A 20,215-nucleotide genomic window follows, 5' to 3' on the forward strand; every position below is an offset into this window, starting at 1 on the left:
CTATACTTTTGCGGCATCAACTTTAATACGAAGAAAATGGCTTATAAAGTAAATTCATTGGAGGAAATGCCGAATGCGTTGTCCTACTTGATTGAGTCCGTAGAAGTACTGCAATCCAAAGTAAATGCCTTGCAACATAAACAGACAAGTAATTCACCTAAGTGGATGGATATAGATGAGCTTTGCGCTTATCTTCCATCACATCCAGCCAAGCAAACGGTTTATGGATGGGTATCAACCAAACAGATTCCCGTACATAAAATAAATAAAGCGTTGGCTTTTCTGCAATCAGAGATTGATGATTGGTTGAAGAACAAATCGCATAAGACACAGGATGACTTAATGGAAGAAGCCAGACGATTTGTCGAATCTAAAAAGATTATCAGATGATGGAAACAACAGACTATTGTTTTTCATTCTTTCGCAAGCCCATTCAAAACATCGAACCGATAAGGGCGGTAGGTATTGTGGATGTGTATCGTTATATCATCGGGCATTATGCGCAACCGCAAACCGAAACCCTGCGTTCGATGCAATCTTCTCCCGAAGCAAAAAGATACAAAGCCACTCATTTTGACTATTGCACTTTTTCGGGATTATTTTGCAAGCGCAATGAGAAGGAACTGATTATGCACTCAGGATTGATGTGTTTGGATTTCGACCATGTGGAGAATATCGTGGAGCTAAAACAGCAATTGCTCAATCATGAATATTTTGATACGGAACTGTTATTTGTCAGTCCATCCGGTAATGGATTGAAGTGGATAATACCTGTTGATTTGAAAGGTTGGGAACATTCCCGGTATTTTAAGGCTGTTGCCAACTGTATCAAAGCAACAGGTTTGCCATTAGTGGATATGTCCGGCAGTGATGTGGCTCGTTCATGCTTCTTACCCTACGACCCACAAGCATATATTAACCCTAAATACAAAGATGATGTCGAAGAAAATATTTTCCGCCCAAGATTGGGAGAATGTCCCTTCTGAAATACAGCAGACATATATGCCAAGTATTGCTCCTATATATAATAAGGTGGCGGAAGATGTGGAATGTGTTGTCCGGGAGATAGAACAACGTGCCATTGATATAGCACCCTCCTACAAAGATTGGGTAGAGTTGGGTTTTGCTCTTGTGGATGGCTTGGGAGAGAACGGACGGGAGTATTACCATCGCATCAGTCGGTTTTATCCAGCCTATCAAAGGGAAGAAACAGACAAACAATATACGCATTGTCTGCAATCCAAAGGACAAGGCATTACTATCCGTTCTTTCTTCCATTTGGCAAATCAAGCCGGAATCTCATTGGCTCCGTTCGGCAAAGAACATTTATCCATTTTACCAAATATCCAAAATGGTAAAACGGGTAAATGGATAAAGTCAGAGGAAGAACTTCCTACATTTCCTGAATGTGTGTTTGAGCATCTTCCTCCTTTTCTAAATGAGGTTGTCAATAACTCCATTTCGGTAGATGACCGTGATACGATACTGATTGGGGCTATTGTGTGTTTGTCGGTATGCTTTCATAATATTTGTGGTGTGTACGATGAGCGTATTGTTTATCCGAATCTATACCTATTCGTTGTGGCAGATGCCGGTATGGGAAAAGGAGCATTGACCTTATGCCGAGAACTTGTAGCTCCCATCAACCGCCATTTGCATGAACTTTCAAAACGATTGGAACAGGAATACAAGGAAGCGATGAATGCTTATATCAAAGGCAAGAAAGATAGTGGAAGGTCTATGCCAGCCGAGCCGCCCATGCGTATGCTTGTCATTCCTGCCAATAGCAGCGCAAGCTCTTTCTTGAAGATATTGGGAGATAATGACGGAATAGGACTGTTGTTTGAATCGGAAGGCGATACGTTAAGCCAGGCTTTGAAGTCGGACTATGGCAATTATTCCGATGTGTTGCGAAAGGCATTTCATCATGAGTTGGTCAGTTTGAGCCGTCGCAAGGATAGGGAGTATTGCGAGGTGGCTAATCCGAGGGTTTCTGTAGCTTTGGCTGGAACTCCCGAACAGGTAAGAAGATTGATACCTGATGCGGAAAACGGATTGATGAGTCGCTTTTGCTTCTATATCATCCGCTTCAAACGAGGCATAAGAAATGTGTTTGCCACAAGCGACATCTCCCAATCTAAAAATGCAATGTTCAAACTATTGGGAGATAAATTCTGCCATCTGCATGAGGATTTTGTACGGCAGGGAAATTATTCCTTTTCCCTTCCCTCCGATTTACAGGAACACTTTATTGAATATCTCAGCCGTGTGAATGAGGAGTGTTGTGACGAAGTAGATAACAAGATGCAAGGTGTAGTCAGACGGATGGGACTGATTGCTTATCGTATAATGATGGTGTTGACCGCTGTCCGGCATTTGGAGAATGTACATCGTAATTCTTCCTCACTTGACGAGACAGAGCAATTGGTTTGCCATGAGTATGACTATTCTATAGCCATGAGTATTTGCGAAACCTTACTTTATCATGCCGTATTCATTTATCAGAATTTGTCAGGAAATCAGTCCAAACGATTCAATTCCGCTTCGCAAGAGATTGGCGTTTATGCACGAAGGAATACCCTTTATAATATGTTACCCGATACTTTCACAAAGAAGGATTATGATGCACTGGTTTCATCTTTGGGCGAAAATGGAAGTACGGCAAACAAGTGGATAGAAGCCTTTATTAAAGATGGTAAGCTATGCCGGATAGAGCAGGGGAAATATAGGAAGATTTTTTGAGTGGCAAGTTTGTGTTTTAGTGTCACTAAAACCTATGCGGTAAACGGATGGAACTGCCCACTCTCAAAAAATCAATTTATGAACATAAAGTTAAGATAAATATGAAGGAGAAGAAACTTGGCGGTCGCCCTAAGTTGGCGAGTTATCAGAAACGCACGAAATGTTTTCGGGTAATGTTTACCGAGAACGACTATATCTATATCCAATCCAAAGCGGAACAGGCAGGATTGTCTGTCAATGAATTTTGCCATCAGGCGGCAATGGATTGTCAGGTCTGTCAGCGCATCAGTCCGGAAATGGCATCGACAATCCGTGACCTTTCCGGTATAGCCAATAATGTCAACCAGATTGCCCATCAGATGCACACTTATGGTTTGGATACAGTCAAACAACAATGCTTTTCAATCATATCAGAAGTCAGTAGAATTATCACCCAAGTAAAGAATAATAGCCATGATAGCGAAGATTAAAACAAGAACGGATTTTGGAGGAATTGTGAATTACGCCAATGACCAAAAGAACAAGAAGAAGTGTGCCACACTTTTAGCACACGAAAGTGTCTGTGCCATCAGCAATAAAACCATAGCCGATTCTTTTCAGATACAAGCGTCCATGCGCCCGAAAGTAAAAAGTCCGGTGAAACACGTATCACTTGCTTTTTCTTCGCAAGACATTAGCCGTTTCCCCGATAACGAAGAAGGAGATGCGCTGATGGTGGAGATAGCCAAGAAATGGATGGAGCAAATGGGGATTAGCAATACTCAATATATCATAGCCCGACATCACGATACGAAACATCCTCATTGTCATTTGGTGTTCAATCGGATAGACAATGAAGGCAATCTCATTTCCGACAGCAATGAAAGAATACGTAATACTAAAGTATGTCGGGCTTTGACTAAAGAATATGGATTGTACTTTGCCCCTAAAAATAGTAAAGCCAGAAATAAGAGTCGTTTACGTCCTCATCAACTACGGAAGTATAATCTCCGTTCCTCTACTCTTGATGCGTTAGCAATATCTCACTCATGGTATGACTTCTTTCATGTTCTTAAAAGTCAAGGGATAGATTTGCGATTTAATCATGCTGAAAACTCTGACAAGATACGTGGAGTCTCCTTTTGTATGGATGAATTTAGCATTGCAGGTTCTAAACTTGATACTGACCTTAGCTTCAATCGCCTTTGTACAACACTGGGCAGTGTGACCGCAGAACTTATTTTACAACCTCACCAATCCATCACTTCCGGTGCAGGTGGAGGAACCAGCAATGAACAAGGATGGCGAGATGACAAAGACAAGGAAAAACAAAGATATGACCCTTTTTATAAACCCTCAAGACGTAGAAGATAATGAAAGAAGATGTAGTAGCTGCGAATCTTGCAAATTTGCGCCAAAGTATTAACGAGCTAAAAGAGTGTATTGAAAAACAGAATGTCACTATTCCCAAATCGGAACAATCTGTAGAAGTGAACATTGACGAGAAAACCATCTATGATGTGGTAGCCAACAGTTTCTGTGTTTGCTGGAACGAAGTTTTGTCTGTGGTAAGGAATCATATCTGGAAACAGCAATCGGACACGTTGACATTTTCATTGTGGTTCCCAAAACTTGTTGAGTTATTCAAGCAGAAGTCCAAACTCCTTGAATATCTTTATCGGCACGTTTGCGATTACAATCTCAACCGCATGAACATCGAGGCTAATACCGATTGCATATTAAAACGGCAGGATGAGATACTTGCCAAAATCAATGAGCTAAAAAGTCCTGTAACGGTTATTCCGCCAAATATCAATGGGATGTTTATACGTGGCTATCATATTAAACTTCGCTATGTTGTAGTTCTTATTGTCATCATTGTTACGTGGGCTGTTGCAGCGTCAGTTAGTAGTACGAAGCATAGAGAAGAAGCCTTTGCATATTATTCGATGTATCGGGCGGTGAAGGAACAATGTGAGAGGTTTATTGGGCAATAAACAAATTACTCATATCATGGTTAGTATTTGGTAGGTTGATGTTATTATTACCTACTAAATCTAACTATTTACGGAATATTCCTATTTAAAAACGTATCAAACCTTTATATTTTTATACAATTGCATACATGTAGCCTGCTGATTAAAAATCACTATATCAAATCTGCTACAGGTCCACATGGGACACCATATCTAACCATGTTTGCTAATCCTCATGTGCGTGTGATGACCACATATAATAGAGAACACTTACTTGATAAGAATTCATGGACAGTTGCTTAAACGCCTGTAATTGATACTTGTAAAGAGCAAATTTGGGTACAATGTCTAATGGGATATTTGCACTCTCTTTTGCTGTCTGCCGAAATTAAAGGTGTCTTTAGCGATATATATGGGCTCTTAAACAGACTGTCCTGTTTATTCTTTATGAACCAATAGACCGCATCGCTTACGGTCTTCTCCTTGAATCGGGATGTAGCTTTAATATACTCAATAACTGAATCCCGTACTTCGTAAGTTATTGTAATAGTAAATGTTAAAAATCTAAAGTTGGTTTAATTTTGCAACTCATCACAAGGTCAAAACATTTTTGGATGGTCGTAAAACCTATTCCTTGATATTCAATCAGTGAAATCATTGACTTTATCTGATCTTCATTGATTGCCTTATCAATAATTTCAATTTGCTTCGTCAAACGATTACCCATGATATTTTTTTTCTCTGAGTACGAAATACAGTTCCACTTCTCTTTGAAATTATCAAATATGTCATCTGGAGAAAGTGGATCATATTCATATATTTCAATGGTTATATTGCATTTCTCCAAATACTTATACATAAGATCAAGTACTTCAACCTTGTTCAAACCTCCATTATGGGTTCCCAAGAGAGGAAAGGCTATTGAAGTTATCCCTTTTTCTTTATATGTGTCCACGAATTTTTGAAGACCTGCTTCAAGATATTCAATCTTGCTTGGGTATTTCCAGTGAAATTTTGTCGGAAAGTTAAGCACCCATTGAGGGCATGATTCTGATTTATAGAGCCAAAGCTTTCCTATACCAATTAACTTTGACTGACATAGCTCTTTGTATTTTTCGAACATATCTGGGTATCGCAACTTGAATACAAGCGCAATACCTTTCCCCATGACACCTACACAGTTAACTGTATTTACAATAGTCTGCATCTTGGTGTTGAAGATATTACCTTTATGAAAAGTTATATTAGCCATCGACTTCTGATTTTAGTAGATTATATCGTTCAATATATTCTGATGACATGACAATGATGCCTTCTTTATCATCAAAGACTTTCTCGCCATCTTCATATTCAAACATGTGTTCAAGATATTTTAGACCACCAGCATCTTTTGTATATGAAGATATATCGCATTGATACAAGATCATCTTATATTGAAGAAGAATTTTTTGCGGAATATTCAGAGCCTTTGCATCCTCTAAAATTTCATTTTTTAAGTCTTCTGTACTGAATTTTCTCTGAAAATATGTGCCCATATTGTCATTTTTCAAAAGAACTTCTGTTAGCTTCAATTCATAATCAGTGAAAGGAGTCAGGTTCCAAAGTTCATTTATTATAGATAATGTGTGCTCATGTTGATTTGCACGGTCAATAGCTTTCCCTATATCGTGTACAGCGAGCACAATACGCATTAGGTCAATACTCATATAATTTGTATCAAAATTAAATGCATATTTCTCAAATTGTTTACAAACCAACATTGTGTGTGTGTTTACGACATAATGTCTCACACGTGTGTTGTAAAATCCTTCAAGTTTAGGCATTACTAATTCTAATGATGTAATCAGCTCTTCTGGCGAATAGGCATCATCTTCAAAACTTATTCCTAGGAACTCCTCTAAGATATTGGAATCTGTAATTTTCTCTTCATGCACTTCCGGTTTGTATTGATAAACAAGCCATCTTGGAGAGCGTGCATTTGGATTCATATTAACATAGTAAATATCAAAAGGTACATTACCACATTCTACTGATATATATTCACGTACCTGTATTACATGCCCTTTTATAGCCTTAATGAATGAAGACGGATTATTATTCACTCGTATCTTGTTGATTTGAGCACTCTCAATCTGGAATATATACTCACCAATATATGAAGTCTTTATATTTATTCTTTGCTTTGAAATATCGAATTCCAATGGAGGGTTCTCTTTTTCAAATATACTTTCTACGTCGTCGGCGCAATAGATGTGTTCACAAATAGGGTCATGTTTGAATATTGACTTTAGTATTTCAGTTTCTTCGGGGTCGTAGCAAATTATTTGATAGTCGTTTAATTCCGAAAAGTCAAATTCATTCTTAACAAGAAATTCTTGTTGTTTTTTTTCTTGAACGACTTTACTCCATCCGCTGCTGTACAGATTTACAGAATCAATGTTATTAGGGTCATCTACAACTTTATATACTCTTGCCCAACCTGTTTGCATATTACCAGTACTGTAATAGCATAGATTGGAATGTTTTGCCAGAACTTCTTGGAGATCAAATTTGAAGAAAACTGGCATAGGACACATCGGAAGACCGTTATTTTCTGCCTTGCTGAAATACTTTGTGCCACGCTGCTTTCCTAAGCATTCGTTATAGAACTGCGTTTGTGTTCCAGTTCTATAATAGAAACGTGCAAATGGATGCGCTTTTGCAGATCTATGCACAACAGATCCTGCTGCATCATATTTCAGCAAACCAAGTTCATTTGCTCTGTTCCTGCTTAATATTTTTCTTGTCTTGATGACTTCTATTGCATTAAACATATGGGTAAAATGGTATACAAATGGCTTATACTCACGTTCTTTAAGGTTATTATAGAACTCAACAAGGTTAAGTTCACTCGTGTATGCTTTTTCAATTCCAGATGATCTGAAAGCTGGGTTCTTTGCCAAAGCAATCCAATCCCATCTATATTTGTAGCGGTCTATCAATTCTTGAGTGAATACAATAGTTCCATTTTGGGAAATTCTTTTCCAGTCAATCTTATTCTCAAAAGCATCAAGGAAAGTCTCATCTATGACAATATCTCTTCTTTTACAAATAACAGACCAATTTACCCTATCTTTGAACTGTTTAAGGTTTTCCATAGATGGAGTAAGTTGGGGATCCGAAGAGACAATTGTCCAATCAAGGTTATCTTTGAATGTTTCAAGAACTTTGGTTTTGCTCAAATCGATATGACTGCTTTTTGTCAGAATTGCCCAATTGAGTTTGTGCTTGTATAAAACTATCACTTCGTATAGTAGTTCCTTACGTTTAGAAATACTATCCCAATCAAGATCCTTTTCCTTCAGTAGGTTCAACGTTCTCAAAGTAGGAAAGAAGCTATCTTTTTGACTAAAAGATTTCCAGTCAATATCCTTGTCTACTAATTTCGGTAGCATATCTTCTTCGAATACAAGATCAGTTCTTCCAATGAGTTCTTTCCAATCCCATTCCTTATCTACGAGTTTTATTATTATCTCTGCTGTAAATGGAATCTCTTTACGCTTAGATAGGTACTGCCAATCCCATGATAGAGACTTATTGTCAAGAATGAATTCTGGAGAGAATTTGCAATCTTTTCTGGAAGAAAGTTCTTTCCAATCCCATGAAAGTGTTTTATTTTCTTGAACAAAATCAGCCGTAAGTAAGAATCCTTTGTTTGAAGAAATTGCAGTCCAATCCCAACTATATTTAAGGAGGTCTGACATCATTTCCATTGTAAGCTTCATGTCTATTCGCTTCGACAAAATGCCAAAGTCTAAATATTTATCGAATCTACGAATGCGTTTTACAATTTCAAATGGACGTTTCAGGTTAAAACTGAAGCATTTGCTATGTTCAGATAAATATGCCCAGTCCCATTCACTTTCTCTGGATTGAAGAATACTGTCGCACCAGTTAATTGATGCTAATGTAGAAAGATATTTAAAATTCCAGTTGTATGCTTTATCCGAAAGGATGCTAAGAACTACATCTTCCCAAACAGAAAAGTCTTTAATGGCTTTTTTATCCCATAATAAGATTTTATTAAGAGCCTTTGATGCCGATAGAGCATCCCAGTCAATAGGAAATTCCGTATCCTTATATTCAGTTAGAATCTTATTGATGTCGAAATCCTGTCTGTTATATACATCAGAATAATTCCACTCATAAACAACCGAAACGTTTGTCAGTTGAGAATTAGTCTTAACGATATTGAAAATATCCTCGGTGCTAAATCTAACAGTTAATTTGCACCATAGGTTCTTTCTAATCTCTTTGTCAAGCTGAGAAAAGATGATAGCAAGTTCAATTCTAAGATCTGACTTACCCAAGTCATTTTCAGTTAAGACATCTGTGATTATGTAGTCCCAATCCCAATGCTGGAAATACTCAGGAAGGTTGTCAGTGATGAAATCATGATCTAAGCGCTTAGTCAAAACAGACCAATCCCATCGATCTTCATAATCATCAAGACAATCTATTATCTTGTTAGTATCTGCATTGTTAGAAATGTAGTACCAATCAAGTTTGTCTAAGACATTGAGCTTATCAAGGGCTGCGAAGTTTAGAGTTGAACAGAAATTCTTTGTAATCATATGCCAATCCCAGTTAGGATCGGTTATATTTTTAAGTATTGTGACCTTTTCTATGCAATCAGTAAGTTTATCCCATACTTTCTGCTCGGTTACCTGTTGTTTGAAATCTGCTCTATTGTATAGAGTAGTTAGATGATCGGCTGCAATTAATGGTATAGCAATGCCTAGAGACAATTCAGATACGTGTCTCTCGATAAAATCAACATCATTAGTTATGATGTCCCTGCCCGATAACACAGACCAAATCCATTTGAATTCGGGATTCAGGTCAATTAAGACATTATCGGTAATAGATTTAGATATGTGTTTCAGACCCTTGACAGAGAAAGAGCTGTCTTTATAGTGCTCGAATACCTCAGAAGTCCATGAAATGCCTTTATTACATTCAAGACCTTCCATGTTGTTTTCGGATTTCCACATTACAAAGCCTAACTTCTCATGCCAATCTATCAGCTTTATAGTCCATAAATATTCTGCTGTGTTGGCAAGATAGCGATTTTGTAGCCACTCTTTCTTCTGAATAACAGCAAATGTAAATTCGCTTGAATCACAGTAGGCATCAGCATATTCAGAAGACATAAACGCTCTTGACATCACCGTCTCAAACTGCAAATAATTTGATAATGCAGATACGTTTTTAAGTATGTATGATAAATCTGATTCAGTCGAAATATACTGCCAGTCCCATCTTTTATCAGGATGATTAACAATGACATCAGGATATGTGCTAAGGTATCTCTCAGATACAGAGTACATATCAAATGGAACATTCGCAATATTGTTGATGACAAACTCATCATCGAGTTTCGATAAAATAGTTTCCCAATCCCAATCTATATCTTTATGCAATTGGGGAATGACAATTACTCTTTTAATGAAGTCTGCGCTTCTCTCAGCAGACAATGTCTCGAAGTCCCATGGATAAGAAATTGCAGAGTCAACTATAAAGTCATCGTCAAAACGTGCTGACAGTACGATCCAATCCAAAGAGTCCTTATATTCTGTCAAGTGAGGAACTAAGTCGTCTGTAGGGCATACGTCAGAAATCATATTCCATTGAGAGCCATTTGCTTCTTTTGCAATTTCCGTAAAAAGTCTTTCGTCGCTCCAATCAAGACGGCTGTTGCTAAGAAAATCATCAAGATTCCAAACATCTTTATATGGAATCATAGATTGATAATCTAGTACTTCTTCGCTTTCGCGTACCAGATACAGATATTCTCCAATGTGGATTTTTTTGTTTATGTATAACTTATTGCAATCTTGTAAAAGAAGGTCGTTAGTATGTCTTGATATAGTACCATTATGAAATACCAACGGATATTTCTTTCCGTTAATCTCATATAACCTAAAATCAACATAAATCTCACCCATGCGAGATTCTGTACTCTTTTCGGCTTTGAAAATGTTGACTTCACTATTGCATTGTAAAGACAATCGAGACACCAACTCAGAAGGTTCGCCATAAATGTATTCTTTCAGTTCCGGAAAATCGAAGTCATCATAGCTCAGAATCTGACTGTTTGGGATTCCTGTGACTATTCCCAAAGCATCGCGGAATGGGAACATCTTGTATTTTATGCTTTCTTTTGGTTCAAGGTCAAAGCTTTCCATCAAGGCAACAGAGCCACTATGGAAGGTGTATTTCATCCCCATTTTTAGGGCAAGACATCCGATGTTAGACAAACAAATCAGATGGTCTTTTCTGTTGATAAGTCCATACGAAGCGACCTCGGAAAGTATTCCTTGAAAAATACCTTCCTCACCCTTGTCTGCATAACGTTTTGGATTAGCATCGAAGTCATTTTCTACATTGAATCCTAGTGTTTTAGCAAGTTGATTCTCGTAGATTCTTCCATTTTTTTCCAGAGTCAGCAGTATGATTCTGTCCAGTTTGGTCAAAGGATATGTGGTGTAGTAATTTACATTGCACATAGTCCTTGCCAATCTCCACTCACGGAACATTGTGTCTGTCGTGCGTGAAGAATATATAAGCTTACCTTCTTCAATTATCGTCTTATAATCCATACTCCTGAGCTGTTATAATTTTACCATATTTGTTATTTGGATCACTAATTGTCGTATAGACATTGTCATAGATATCCTTTGTTCTGAAGAGCTTGCTGTCGCCTACGATTATTAGCAATCGCTTTGCTCGCGACAAGGCAACATTTAGACGGTTCGGTGACTGGGCAAATCCAAGGTCTTCCTGAATTGGATAACCCATTCCTGGGTAGTTCTCGAAATTGGGCTTCTGACCCTTTTCTGTTTGTATACAATGGCTTCGAACCATTGAAACAATGATGATATTTCGTTCCATGCCCTGGAATCTATCTACAGTGCTTACTCTAATAGGTATCTGAGAATTATCAAATTCTCTAGTCATTTCCTTTAACAGACGAAGTTGTTTACCATAGAATGAAATCAAGCCAATCTGCTTGTCTTCCACACTTGCCCAACTGTCTGTGTATTGATGAAATGACTCAGATTCATTAAGTTGAGTCAATAGTTTCTTAATGATCTGTACTTCGCCATAGTTTACTCGTGATGTGCCGTCCAGCATCTCTGGACTTGAAGAATCAATCCAGAGTACATGGGTGTCAGGAGTAATAGGTCCTGCCGTAATCCCATGATACCTTGAAGCTCCATTATTAATGAAGTCAAGATCGTTCACACCTAAATCTTTTGGTGTCACTAAACCGCATTCCAGACCGCCTTCGTCTTTGTAGAATTGCTTGATGACATCATTTATGGCTGGATGCATACGGAACTGATAATTGAAGACACCCTTAAGATTAGAGTCAATCTGATTGTATAGTCTCTCAAAATGACTTACCTCAAGAGTTTTGAAGTTCTTAAGCACGTAACTTCGCAACTCTTTCATTTTCTGCTTTTCTTCATCATTCTTTTCTCGCTTGATACTATAATCAAAAGAATTGATGAAGGACTCACGAGACAACATAGGAGGAAGCTGCCTATGATCTCCAATAATGACGTTTTTGACACCATAGATCAATGGCAATGACAATTCGGCAGGAGTAGCTTTGCTGGACTCATCCTGTATGACCATGTCAAATCGAATCTTAGGGTTGTACTCCCCATCTCTTTTACTGAAAATCTGCCTATAGATGCTATAGAATTTGGTCGGCTTAAATCGGTTCCGCTTTCCTGATTCCATAGCTTCTGACAGAATAATATTCTTCTGACCGATTGAGCTGCATGTAGCACCAATGACGTTGCAATTAGACACATAGTTTTCAAAGAAAAGGTTCTTTAGCTCAGGAGTTGGCTCATCAAGTAATTCTTTCCATAACTCTTGGGCTTCTGATGGCATCTTTTCCATATCCATGCGTCTGCTTATATTTTCCATCCAATTCAGTAATATAAGCTTTTCGGGTACTTCATATACTGAATCTTCGATAGTTGTTACGGCATTGTCTTCTTCATCATCGTCATCGAGGTCAACAGTGCCTTTTTTCTTTCTCCAATCTTCGCCTTTTGCCCATCTGTACATGGCTGTGTAAGAAAATTGTAAGCCTTCGGATTCCAAGCGAGATTCGTCGCCTATGCGAATAGGCTTAATTAGATTATGCTGGTCATTGACAACTCTGTCAATAGCATTATCTACAGCAAGGTTAGTCTCTGACGTAAGAAGTATTTTTTTATCAGGGAACTCTCTTGTGTGTTGCCAAATCATTTCTGCAATAGCTGTAGATTTACCTGTTCCTGGAGGTCCTTGTATCAAAGCCAAATCTGGAGCAAGGAGTGCTTTAGCTATTGCAACTTTCTGAGGTTCATTATTTTCAATTTTTTTATTGAGAATATGTTTGCTTATTTCCTGTAGTTCAAGTTTTATATTCTCATCGAAATCTTTTATACCCGCAGCCTTAGATGCATCAAATATAAAATCTCCTAAAGAAACATTCTCTATTTCCCTTCCTTCGATAATCCTATTTAATGATTCTTTTAGTCGTGCAAGTTTTTCCAGATCTCCAGACAAATCAGGTGTGATATACTCTACATTGGATTCTTCAAACAGCTGTTTTGTAAATTCATAGTTGTCACCAGAAATATCCAAAACAATCTCTGGATATGCTGAAATTCGAATCAACTTACCGATTGGAAGATCTCCTGCTAAGAAATCTGCGCTTTTAAGTTCTTGAACAGCTTCGATTCGTTCCTCATTACGGCTTTGTTTGTCATAGAAGTATAATAACTTTACGCAGTCCGATGGAACATCAGAAATCGTACACGAATAACGAGAAGAATCAAAAGAGTTCAACTTATGGGCAAGATGAGGCTTAAAAGCAAGAAGATCTTCTATTTTCGTAAATTCTTTAAAGAAAGATAGCTCCGTACCTTTCTTGACGAGTTCTATGTTTAGATCCTCAAAAGCATTACGGAGTTCTTCCATGATTCCAGTCAGCTCAGCTTTCTTGTATTTTATATCAAAGTTACATTTGTGACCTCGTTTATACAGACCAAAATCAATAAAGCCAAACTCTCGACTCAGCTGAGTCAAGAGCTCTGGAAGACTAGTTTCTTTCCAATTGAAGTCAATGCCAATTGATGAACCGTTTCTTTCTATGCCAAAGCTCTTGTTTCTAAGCTCAATGTGGATTTGATCATTAAATCGATCGAGTTCTTCGGTAGTAGCCCATGTTCTATTTTCTTTGTATTCATAAAAATAGCGTTCGGTTACTACATAGTTTCTCTTGCCAAATACCTTGTCGATAATTTTGCGGTCAAGCATATATTCGAAATGAAAATCATCAGTGATATTACTCTTAAAGTATTCTGTATCAGAAAACATTTCGGATGTTTCCTCATCCTCTATTTCTTCTTCAAATTCGATGTTGGTTTTTGGGGCTTTCTTAATCTTTCTCCAAAAAGTAACAATACCATCTTTTCCTTTAGGTAAGCCCAATATATTCTTTGACCAATCATATGTATTGAGTACATCTTCATTGATTTTGAAATCAAATTCCACTCGATACATTCTCAGGTCAAAAAGTTCATTTAATTGTTCTAATACCTTGTTATTGAAGTAACCTCCTTCTATGACAAGTTCCTTACGAACAGAGACTCCACCTATAGCACTTGTATGTTCTTTGAATGTCTCAATATTCTTGAAATTATGGTTAGGATAGATTCTGTCCAGATAATATAGAATGCTTGGATAAGTGGGTATGATTGCAGATGCAGTATCAGGTAAAGAGACCTGCAACTGCTTGAAGTCTTCATTGCTTTTAAGCCTGTGAAGTTCATTGATGGCAATCTGTAAACGTCTGTTTTTGTCAAAGTCGTAGTCAATTTCAAGTTTGTCTAATAATCCTTTTACTCCAGTAAACTGAGCTTTTTGATCAGTTATCTTACCATCGATTACAGGATAGAAAGTAAAAGAAACATATTCTTTATTAGCTTTTGTACTTAACCTTGATTTTACAGACTCATCCAACTTACACCAATTAGAGATTGGCGCAATGATATAACCATCATCGAAATGACAGTAATCCTCTGTTATGTCCAAAGTCTGAATTATTGCTTTTTTAATTTGCTCAGTATTGTCAGAAGTGTCAAGAACAACATGAAGCTTCTCATTGACAATTTCTGATTTTGAAGGGTCAATCGCAAGGGGAACTGTCCTCTGACGCAATATCTGTTCCTGGACTTCCGTATGTTTCTGCCAAATATCTTTTAGAAGAGTCTTGTCTGAACTTTTTTTCTGTAAGTTTTCAGTCACTACCATTTTATGGCTGACCACAACATTCATGTATTCTTTATTAATCTTAACAACTTTGACATCAAGGTTTTTGCCTACATATACCTCGAGGTCAGGAACTCTTACAATGTCCATTTGAGAACTAGGCAAAAATGCTTCTATGCCATAAACATCAACAATCATGCCACCTTTGGTGCGGCATTTCACATAACAAGAGATTGTCTCATTGTTTTCTAATGCAGTTTTAACTTTTTCCCAAGTTTTTTTCAAGCGAGCTTTTTTATGGGAAATGATAAGATATTTATTTATAGAAGTTTCTTTTTCGATTATTACCTCAACAACATCACCTATTTTAAGATTGGGATTATAACGAAACTCAGATGCAGAAATTATTCCATCGCGTATATAACCTACGTTGACAATAACTTCGCGCTTATTTATCGAAATAATTATACCTTCGATTATTTCGTTGTTGTTTATAGCATTCAACAATTTTTCATTATCTAATCTTTGTTCTTCTATGTTTATTTCGTCATTGACTTGGTTGTTTTCATAAGCATCCCAATCGAAGTCTTTTATTATCATAACTTTACATTTTTGAGTTTGGATAATTATTAACATTAAATATTCTGTAATCAGTATCTTTGAATGCTATCTCACTTTCTTTATTGAAGAGAAGAAAGACGATCTTTTCGCTTTCAATTCCTAATTCTGATTCAGCCAACACGTGTTCTTAGTCATCGAGTTGGATAAAGCCAACTTGTATGTATTATGTTCAACAACAACATCAGCATTCTATGTGGCAGACTTTACTTTGGTTATATAGTCCAAACCCATGTCTTTGCAAACGTCAAGTATTGCTGATATGATTGCTTCTTTTTTCATAATCATTATTTTACTTATCCTTCTTTCTCCCTTCTCTCTTTTACCTTTTCCAATCCCGGCATCTTTTTAGCTAATGCGCTTTCTCCAGCAGGGAAGTAGAGTGGAAAGACTTGAATTAAGAAACTTACAATTTCATTGCGCTTCTTGCTCAGATTGAAAAAGACGGAACAAACGTAGTACATAAGTTCTTGCTGACTGCAAGTGTCTTTGGGCTGTATGTTGATTAAGGGAGCAACTATCCAGTCATGTTCGGCAAACGATAGAGCACTGGCAAGAATCGCTTTCTGTTCTTCTTCAGTGAACATATTGATTTTATCTGCTAACCATTCAAGTTCTCTTTGCTGAAGAGCTTGTTGCTTTTCGTTTTGATGTTCCAATAAAACAGATACTTTCTCTTGCTTTTTTTCTGTCAAGGCATTTTCTAATGCTTGATTCTTTCGTTTAAGAACATTGAATTTCAGCAAAGCAGCAATGTACATACAAAAATACCCTACTGCAATATCGAATATTAGGACAAGCAGATAATTGTTGCTTGAATTTTTGGTGTCCCTAGCCATGTACTCACTGATAGGAATAACGGCTAATAGCATGATGATGGCTATTGCATAAAGCGCTCTGTATCGCGTTTTATGGTTTACCTGCGGTAAGGAGGCAAACAAAAAAGCGATAATCAAAACGGCAATTATTGCACTGAGTGGTATGAAAGATGTTCCCATAGGTTTATTGTTCGGTTTATGGTTTAACAATAATGCGCCAATAGCCAGCCTTATCAGAACCCTCATGGATAATAATACCCATATCTCGAAGACTTTTGATGCTCTTTTCAATCGCACGTTTTGATACACCAATTTTATTTGCCATGTTCTCTGCAGTGATTGATGAATCAGAAATGATTAGATCAATGATCTTTTGGGCTGTTCTACTAACCTTTTTAGGTTGCTCGTTGCTGTTTACACCGAACTTTTTCTCCGAACTTTCTTCGTTTACACCGAACCATTCCGTGTTTACACCGAACTTTTTCTCCGAACTTTCTTCGTTTACAGGGTACTTTTCGAGGGTACTATTTACCCTGTTGGCCACTTCCCCAACAGGTATTCTTCCGTTCTCCCCCCAGTTCAGATTATAAAAGGTCGTGAAGAAAGAAGTCGCTTCCGTTTGATATTGTGGTTCTTTACCTTGCAGGAAATTGGGCAGTTTCTCCGTAAGTTCCCGTATTTTCCGTAAGCCCGAGCCACGTTTCTCCATATAGTCCAATTGTGTAAACATATCCGCAATAACAGGATTACGACGCATGGACGGCACTTTGTATATGTCACGGTCTTGAATCTGTGTACCGTCAAGCATCGCACCGGGTGATACTAGTTCTACACGGTCATCATAGATGTCAATATGTACTTCACCACCCATTACTGTGTAATCTCTATGGATAAGATGGTTTACCAATCCTTCAAATATAGCACGGTCGGAATAGTCGGGGAGATTGAGACGATAGTTTGGCATCTTTACCCAGCCACTCATGGTGTAGTTCTTGATGAAGTCCATCCCATATTTTAAGAGCAATACAAGGTTCGCCCGATGTTCTACGGAACTGATGGCATCATCTTTATAGAGTCCAGTCCAACGGGTACAGAAAATACGTGATTGGAATACGGTACAGTTATCCACAAACAGCAATCCGGCATTGGTTAGTTTGCCGTCTGATGTGACCAGTCCGAATGATTCCAAGTATTTGTCATTCCATTCCTGGTGAGTTTGTTCATGAAATGTATTGGCGAGGATAATGAAGGAATGTTTGTTGGCATCCACTTGGGTAGGAAGTGAATCCCAAGTCATATGCGTGCCTTTTAATACCAACGAAAGTAATTGTTGGGAGTTACATTCCACACTTTCATTACCCACTCTTGTATAGGCAGTGCGTGTTCCGTCTTGGTAATAATAATAAGGTGTTAGCATTCCTGCCTTTACTTTCACTTCAAGTAGAGTATGTCCTTCATGTTCTATCGGAATAAGTTGCACTTCCGGAACAGGATCAAGTCTTGCCTTTATCATTTCGCTGATAAAGTCTGCATCGGCTTGCGGATTTTCCAAACCAACAATCATTCCGTCATCGTTCACTCCATAGAACAAACTGCCACCGTCCGTATTGGCAAAAGCTGATACGGATTTAAGCCATGACTTTACTTTCTTACGTTCCAGCATTTCCTTGAAATCGTAAGCTGAGCATTCAGTTATCAATGTATTGTTATGTATCTGCATCGCTTTCTTATTGGTTCTTAGGTATAATTCCACACAATCATACACAAAGGTAAGGATTAAACCGTAGAACCAATGTTAAAATCATCCCTTTGTTTGTTTTTTATGCGTTTATGTCACGTTGCTTATGAAGGAAATAACTACTTTTGTTATTAAGAGCCTAGCGGCTTATGGATGTATATTGGGGATTATATGTTAATTTGCTTTTGATATGTCGAGCTTTGTTTGTCGAATCTTTAATGAATCAGGTGTTGAACTAGGGATTAATCTTCCACAGTCGCATCCTGCATGGATGGATATGCTTAATCTGTTCTGTGGTGTAACTCCGGTTGAATGGATAGATGATAGTTCTCACAATAAACTTTTCCATTGTACCCGAAAACTAAAAAACAGAATACATGAGATCTGTAGTAGTTATAAATCACAAGAATTTGATTTATATAAAGTTGAGAATTATTTTAATTGCCAAATAGATAATACGCACTTAGCATTTCTTAGAGAGGGAGCTTTGTTGAAGGTAGATAATAATTTGATAAAGAAAGCTATATTTATGGTTGGAAACGCTAATTTTTCCGCATCATATGATATAATATCGTATGGAGACAAGGAAGAATATACAGGACCAGATGATTTAAAGACTTGCATCTGTCGTTTCTGTGGTAAGAAATATCCTGAGGTACGTTTTAAGAAGAAAAATGCTCATGCAATTCCTGATGCTCTTGGGAATAAATTTATTTTCTGTAATGATGAATGCCAGAGTTGTAATTCTGTTTTGAGTTATATTGACAAGGAATTGACGGAATATCTTAAATTTCGTCGGTCGGAGAATAAAATTGCTAACAAGAAAAATAAAATTATTCAAGTGTATGGGCATAATTTTTACTATGATGGCCCTACTGGGGAACTTAAAATATCACGTTTGGCGATTCTTTACGAGACAGAAAGTCAATATTTTGTCAAACTTGAAGGTGCTGATCCAATAACACATTTAGGAATTTATAAGACGCTAGCCAAGATTGCTATAGATTTAATGCCGCGTGATCTTGTGAACGAGTTCGGTACAACAATTGACTGGATTAAGGGTTACTTTGTTCCCAAAGTACTTCCAAATGTATTTTATGTCTATCGTGATTCATGCATAAGTCAGCCTTTAGTAAAGGTCTTTGTACGACATAAACAGACTGTAAATTCACAGTATCCAAAGTGTATTGTTGCATTGACTTTGATTGATTTGACTTTCTTTTATATCGTGCCATTTGGAAAGGATGAACAAATCTATGAGAGTGATTATTTAATACCTTATTTGAGCTATATTATCCAAAGCATTCAATTTACAGGAACAAGACTGAATATAGATAAGATTGATATGGCAGATAGAGTTGATAAGATTGCTCATGTAAAGGAATGGGTTGATAAAAATGAGTGTGAGATTGTTGATCAAAGTTATTTTAATCACACTCAAGAAAAGAATCCGAATACAGTTGACTTTCCTCCGTTTAATCCATCTCTGATAAATATCGTTAATGCTCAAGCTAAGATAGAAAATCAAACATTGAATATAGAATTAGCAAAGGATTTAAGAATTGAAGATTCTATTGTCAGCATTATTGATCAAAATTTTAATATTGATGCTTCACAGTCCAATTGTAGTTGGTCTGGAAAAATTGCAATTCTGGCAATTTGTAATCGGGAAACTGTATTAAAAACAGTTTGTAAAGTAGATGTCAGCCATAAGTGTATGTCTCAGGTTTGTTCGTATGAGGCTGGAGAGATGTCTCCGTTTTTTGTTGAGTATATACTTGATGTAGCATGTAAACAGATAAAGAAAAGAGTTGCAGATAAATTTCATAAGTATGATTTCTCACGGCTTGCAGACTATCTGATGGAGTCTATGGGGCATATTCAACATCCTAAGGAAGATGTGGAACAGTCAATGATGAAACATTACAGTGAATGATATCTTAATCGCTTTCTTATTGGTTCTTGGGTACAATCCCACACTATCTACAAAGGTAGGGATAAAACTGAAGAATCTATTAAAAATA

At 37.3% G+C, this 20,215-nt stretch carries 12 protein-coding genes; 7 read left to right on the top strand and 5 right to left on the bottom strand.

Features of this window, described 5'->3' with window-relative positions; all coding sequences use genetic code 11:
• Positions 1-36: 36 nt before the first annotated feature.
• The 6 genes from mads1 to K6V21_RS14650 all read left to right on the top strand — a co-directional run bounded on the left by mads1 (position 37) and on the right by K6V21_RS14650 (position 4,718).
• Complete coding sequence (mads1, locus tag K6V21_RS14625; RefSeq protein ID WP_224319056.1) at positions 37-390, top strand: methylation-associated defense system helix-turn-helix domain-containing protein MAD1; 354 nt, start codon at positions 37-39, stop codon at positions 388-390.
• Positions 387-986, top strand: coding sequence for a BT4734/BF3469 family protein (locus K6V21_RS14630; RefSeq protein WP_224319057.1), 600 nt, complete (start codon positions 387-389; stop codon positions 984-986). The genes mads1 and K6V21_RS14630 overlap by 4 nt, the downstream gene beginning before the upstream one ends.
• Positions 937-2,742 (top strand): DUF3987 domain-containing protein, encoded by a 1,806-nt coding sequence (locus K6V21_RS14635; RefSeq protein WP_224322049.1) that lies wholly within the window; start codon positions 937-939, stop codon positions 2,740-2,742. Before K6V21_RS14630 ends, K6V21_RS14635 begins: the two co-directional genes overlap by 50 nt.
• A gap of 101 nt (positions 2,743-2,843) precedes the next feature.
• Positions 2,844-3,212: a MobC family plasmid mobilization relaxosome protein gene (locus K6V21_RS14640; protein ID WP_224319058.1), complete on the top strand. Its 369-nt coding sequence runs from the start codon at positions 2,844-2,846 to the stop codon at positions 3,210-3,212.
• Positions 3,196-4,095, top strand: a complete 900-nt coding sequence (locus K6V21_RS14645; protein ID WP_224319059.1) for a relaxase/mobilization nuclease domain-containing protein — start codon at positions 3,196-3,198, stop codon at positions 4,093-4,095. The genes K6V21_RS14640 and K6V21_RS14645 overlap by 17 nt, the downstream gene beginning before the upstream one ends.
• Positions 4,095-4,718, top strand: a complete 624-nt coding sequence (locus K6V21_RS14650) for a hypothetical protein (protein ID WP_224319060.1) — start codon at positions 4,095-4,097, stop codon at positions 4,716-4,718. Before K6V21_RS14645 ends, K6V21_RS14650 begins: the two co-directional genes overlap by 1 nt.
• Positions 4,719-5,253: 535 nt before the next feature.
• On the opposite strand, the gene K6V21_RS14655 is transcribed toward K6V21_RS14650, so the two are convergent.
• The 5 genes from K6V21_RS14655 to K6V21_RS14675 all read right to left on the bottom strand — a co-directional run bounded on the left by K6V21_RS14655 (position 5,254) and on the right by K6V21_RS14675 (position 18,173).
• The gene (locus tag K6V21_RS14655) at positions 5,254-5,949 is read right to left on the bottom strand and encodes a macro domain-containing protein (RefSeq protein ID WP_224319061.1); all 696 of its coding nucleotides are present in this window, start codon (positions 5,947-5,949) and stop codon (positions 5,254-5,256) included.
• On the bottom strand, positions 5,942-11,338 hold the full coding sequence (locus K6V21_RS14660) for a DarT ssDNA thymidine ADP-ribosyltransferase family protein (RefSeq protein WP_224319062.1): 5,397 nt from the start codon (positions 11,336-11,338) through the stop codon (positions 5,942-5,944). The genes K6V21_RS14655 and K6V21_RS14660 overlap by 8 nt, the downstream gene beginning before the upstream one ends.
• Positions 11,328-15,617 carry an AAA domain-containing protein gene (locus K6V21_RS14665; RefSeq protein WP_224319063.1) on the bottom strand — a complete coding sequence of 1,430 codons (4,290 nt, stop codon included), beginning with the start codon at positions 15,615-15,617 and terminating at the stop codon, positions 11,328-11,330. Before K6V21_RS14665 ends, K6V21_RS14660 begins: the two co-directional genes overlap by 11 nt.
• 314 nt (positions 15,618-15,931) lie before the next feature.
• Positions 15,932-16,633, bottom strand: a complete 702-nt coding sequence (locus K6V21_RS14670) for a hypothetical protein (RefSeq protein ID WP_224319064.1) — start codon at positions 16,631-16,633, stop codon at positions 15,932-15,934.
• A gap of 16 nt (positions 16,634-16,649) precedes the next feature.
• Positions 16,650-18,173: an ATP-binding protein gene (locus K6V21_RS14675; RefSeq protein WP_224322050.1), complete on the bottom strand. Its 1,524-nt coding sequence runs from the start codon at positions 18,171-18,173 to the stop codon at positions 16,650-16,652.
• Between the two features lie 208 nt (positions 18,174-18,381).
• On the opposite strand from K6V21_RS14675, the gene K6V21_RS14680 reads away from it, so the two are divergent.
• Entirely contained in the window at positions 18,382-20,127 is a 1,746-nt protein-coding gene (locus K6V21_RS14680; RefSeq protein WP_224319065.1) for an HNH endonuclease, read from the top strand.
• Positions 20,128-20,215 lie beyond the last annotated feature (88 nt).

Origin of the sequence: Bacteroides cellulosilyticus, from assembly GCF_020091405.1 — a bacterium.
In the GTDB taxonomy this organism is placed as follows: Bacteria; Bacteroidota; Bacteroidia; order Bacteroidales; family Bacteroidaceae; genus Bacteroides.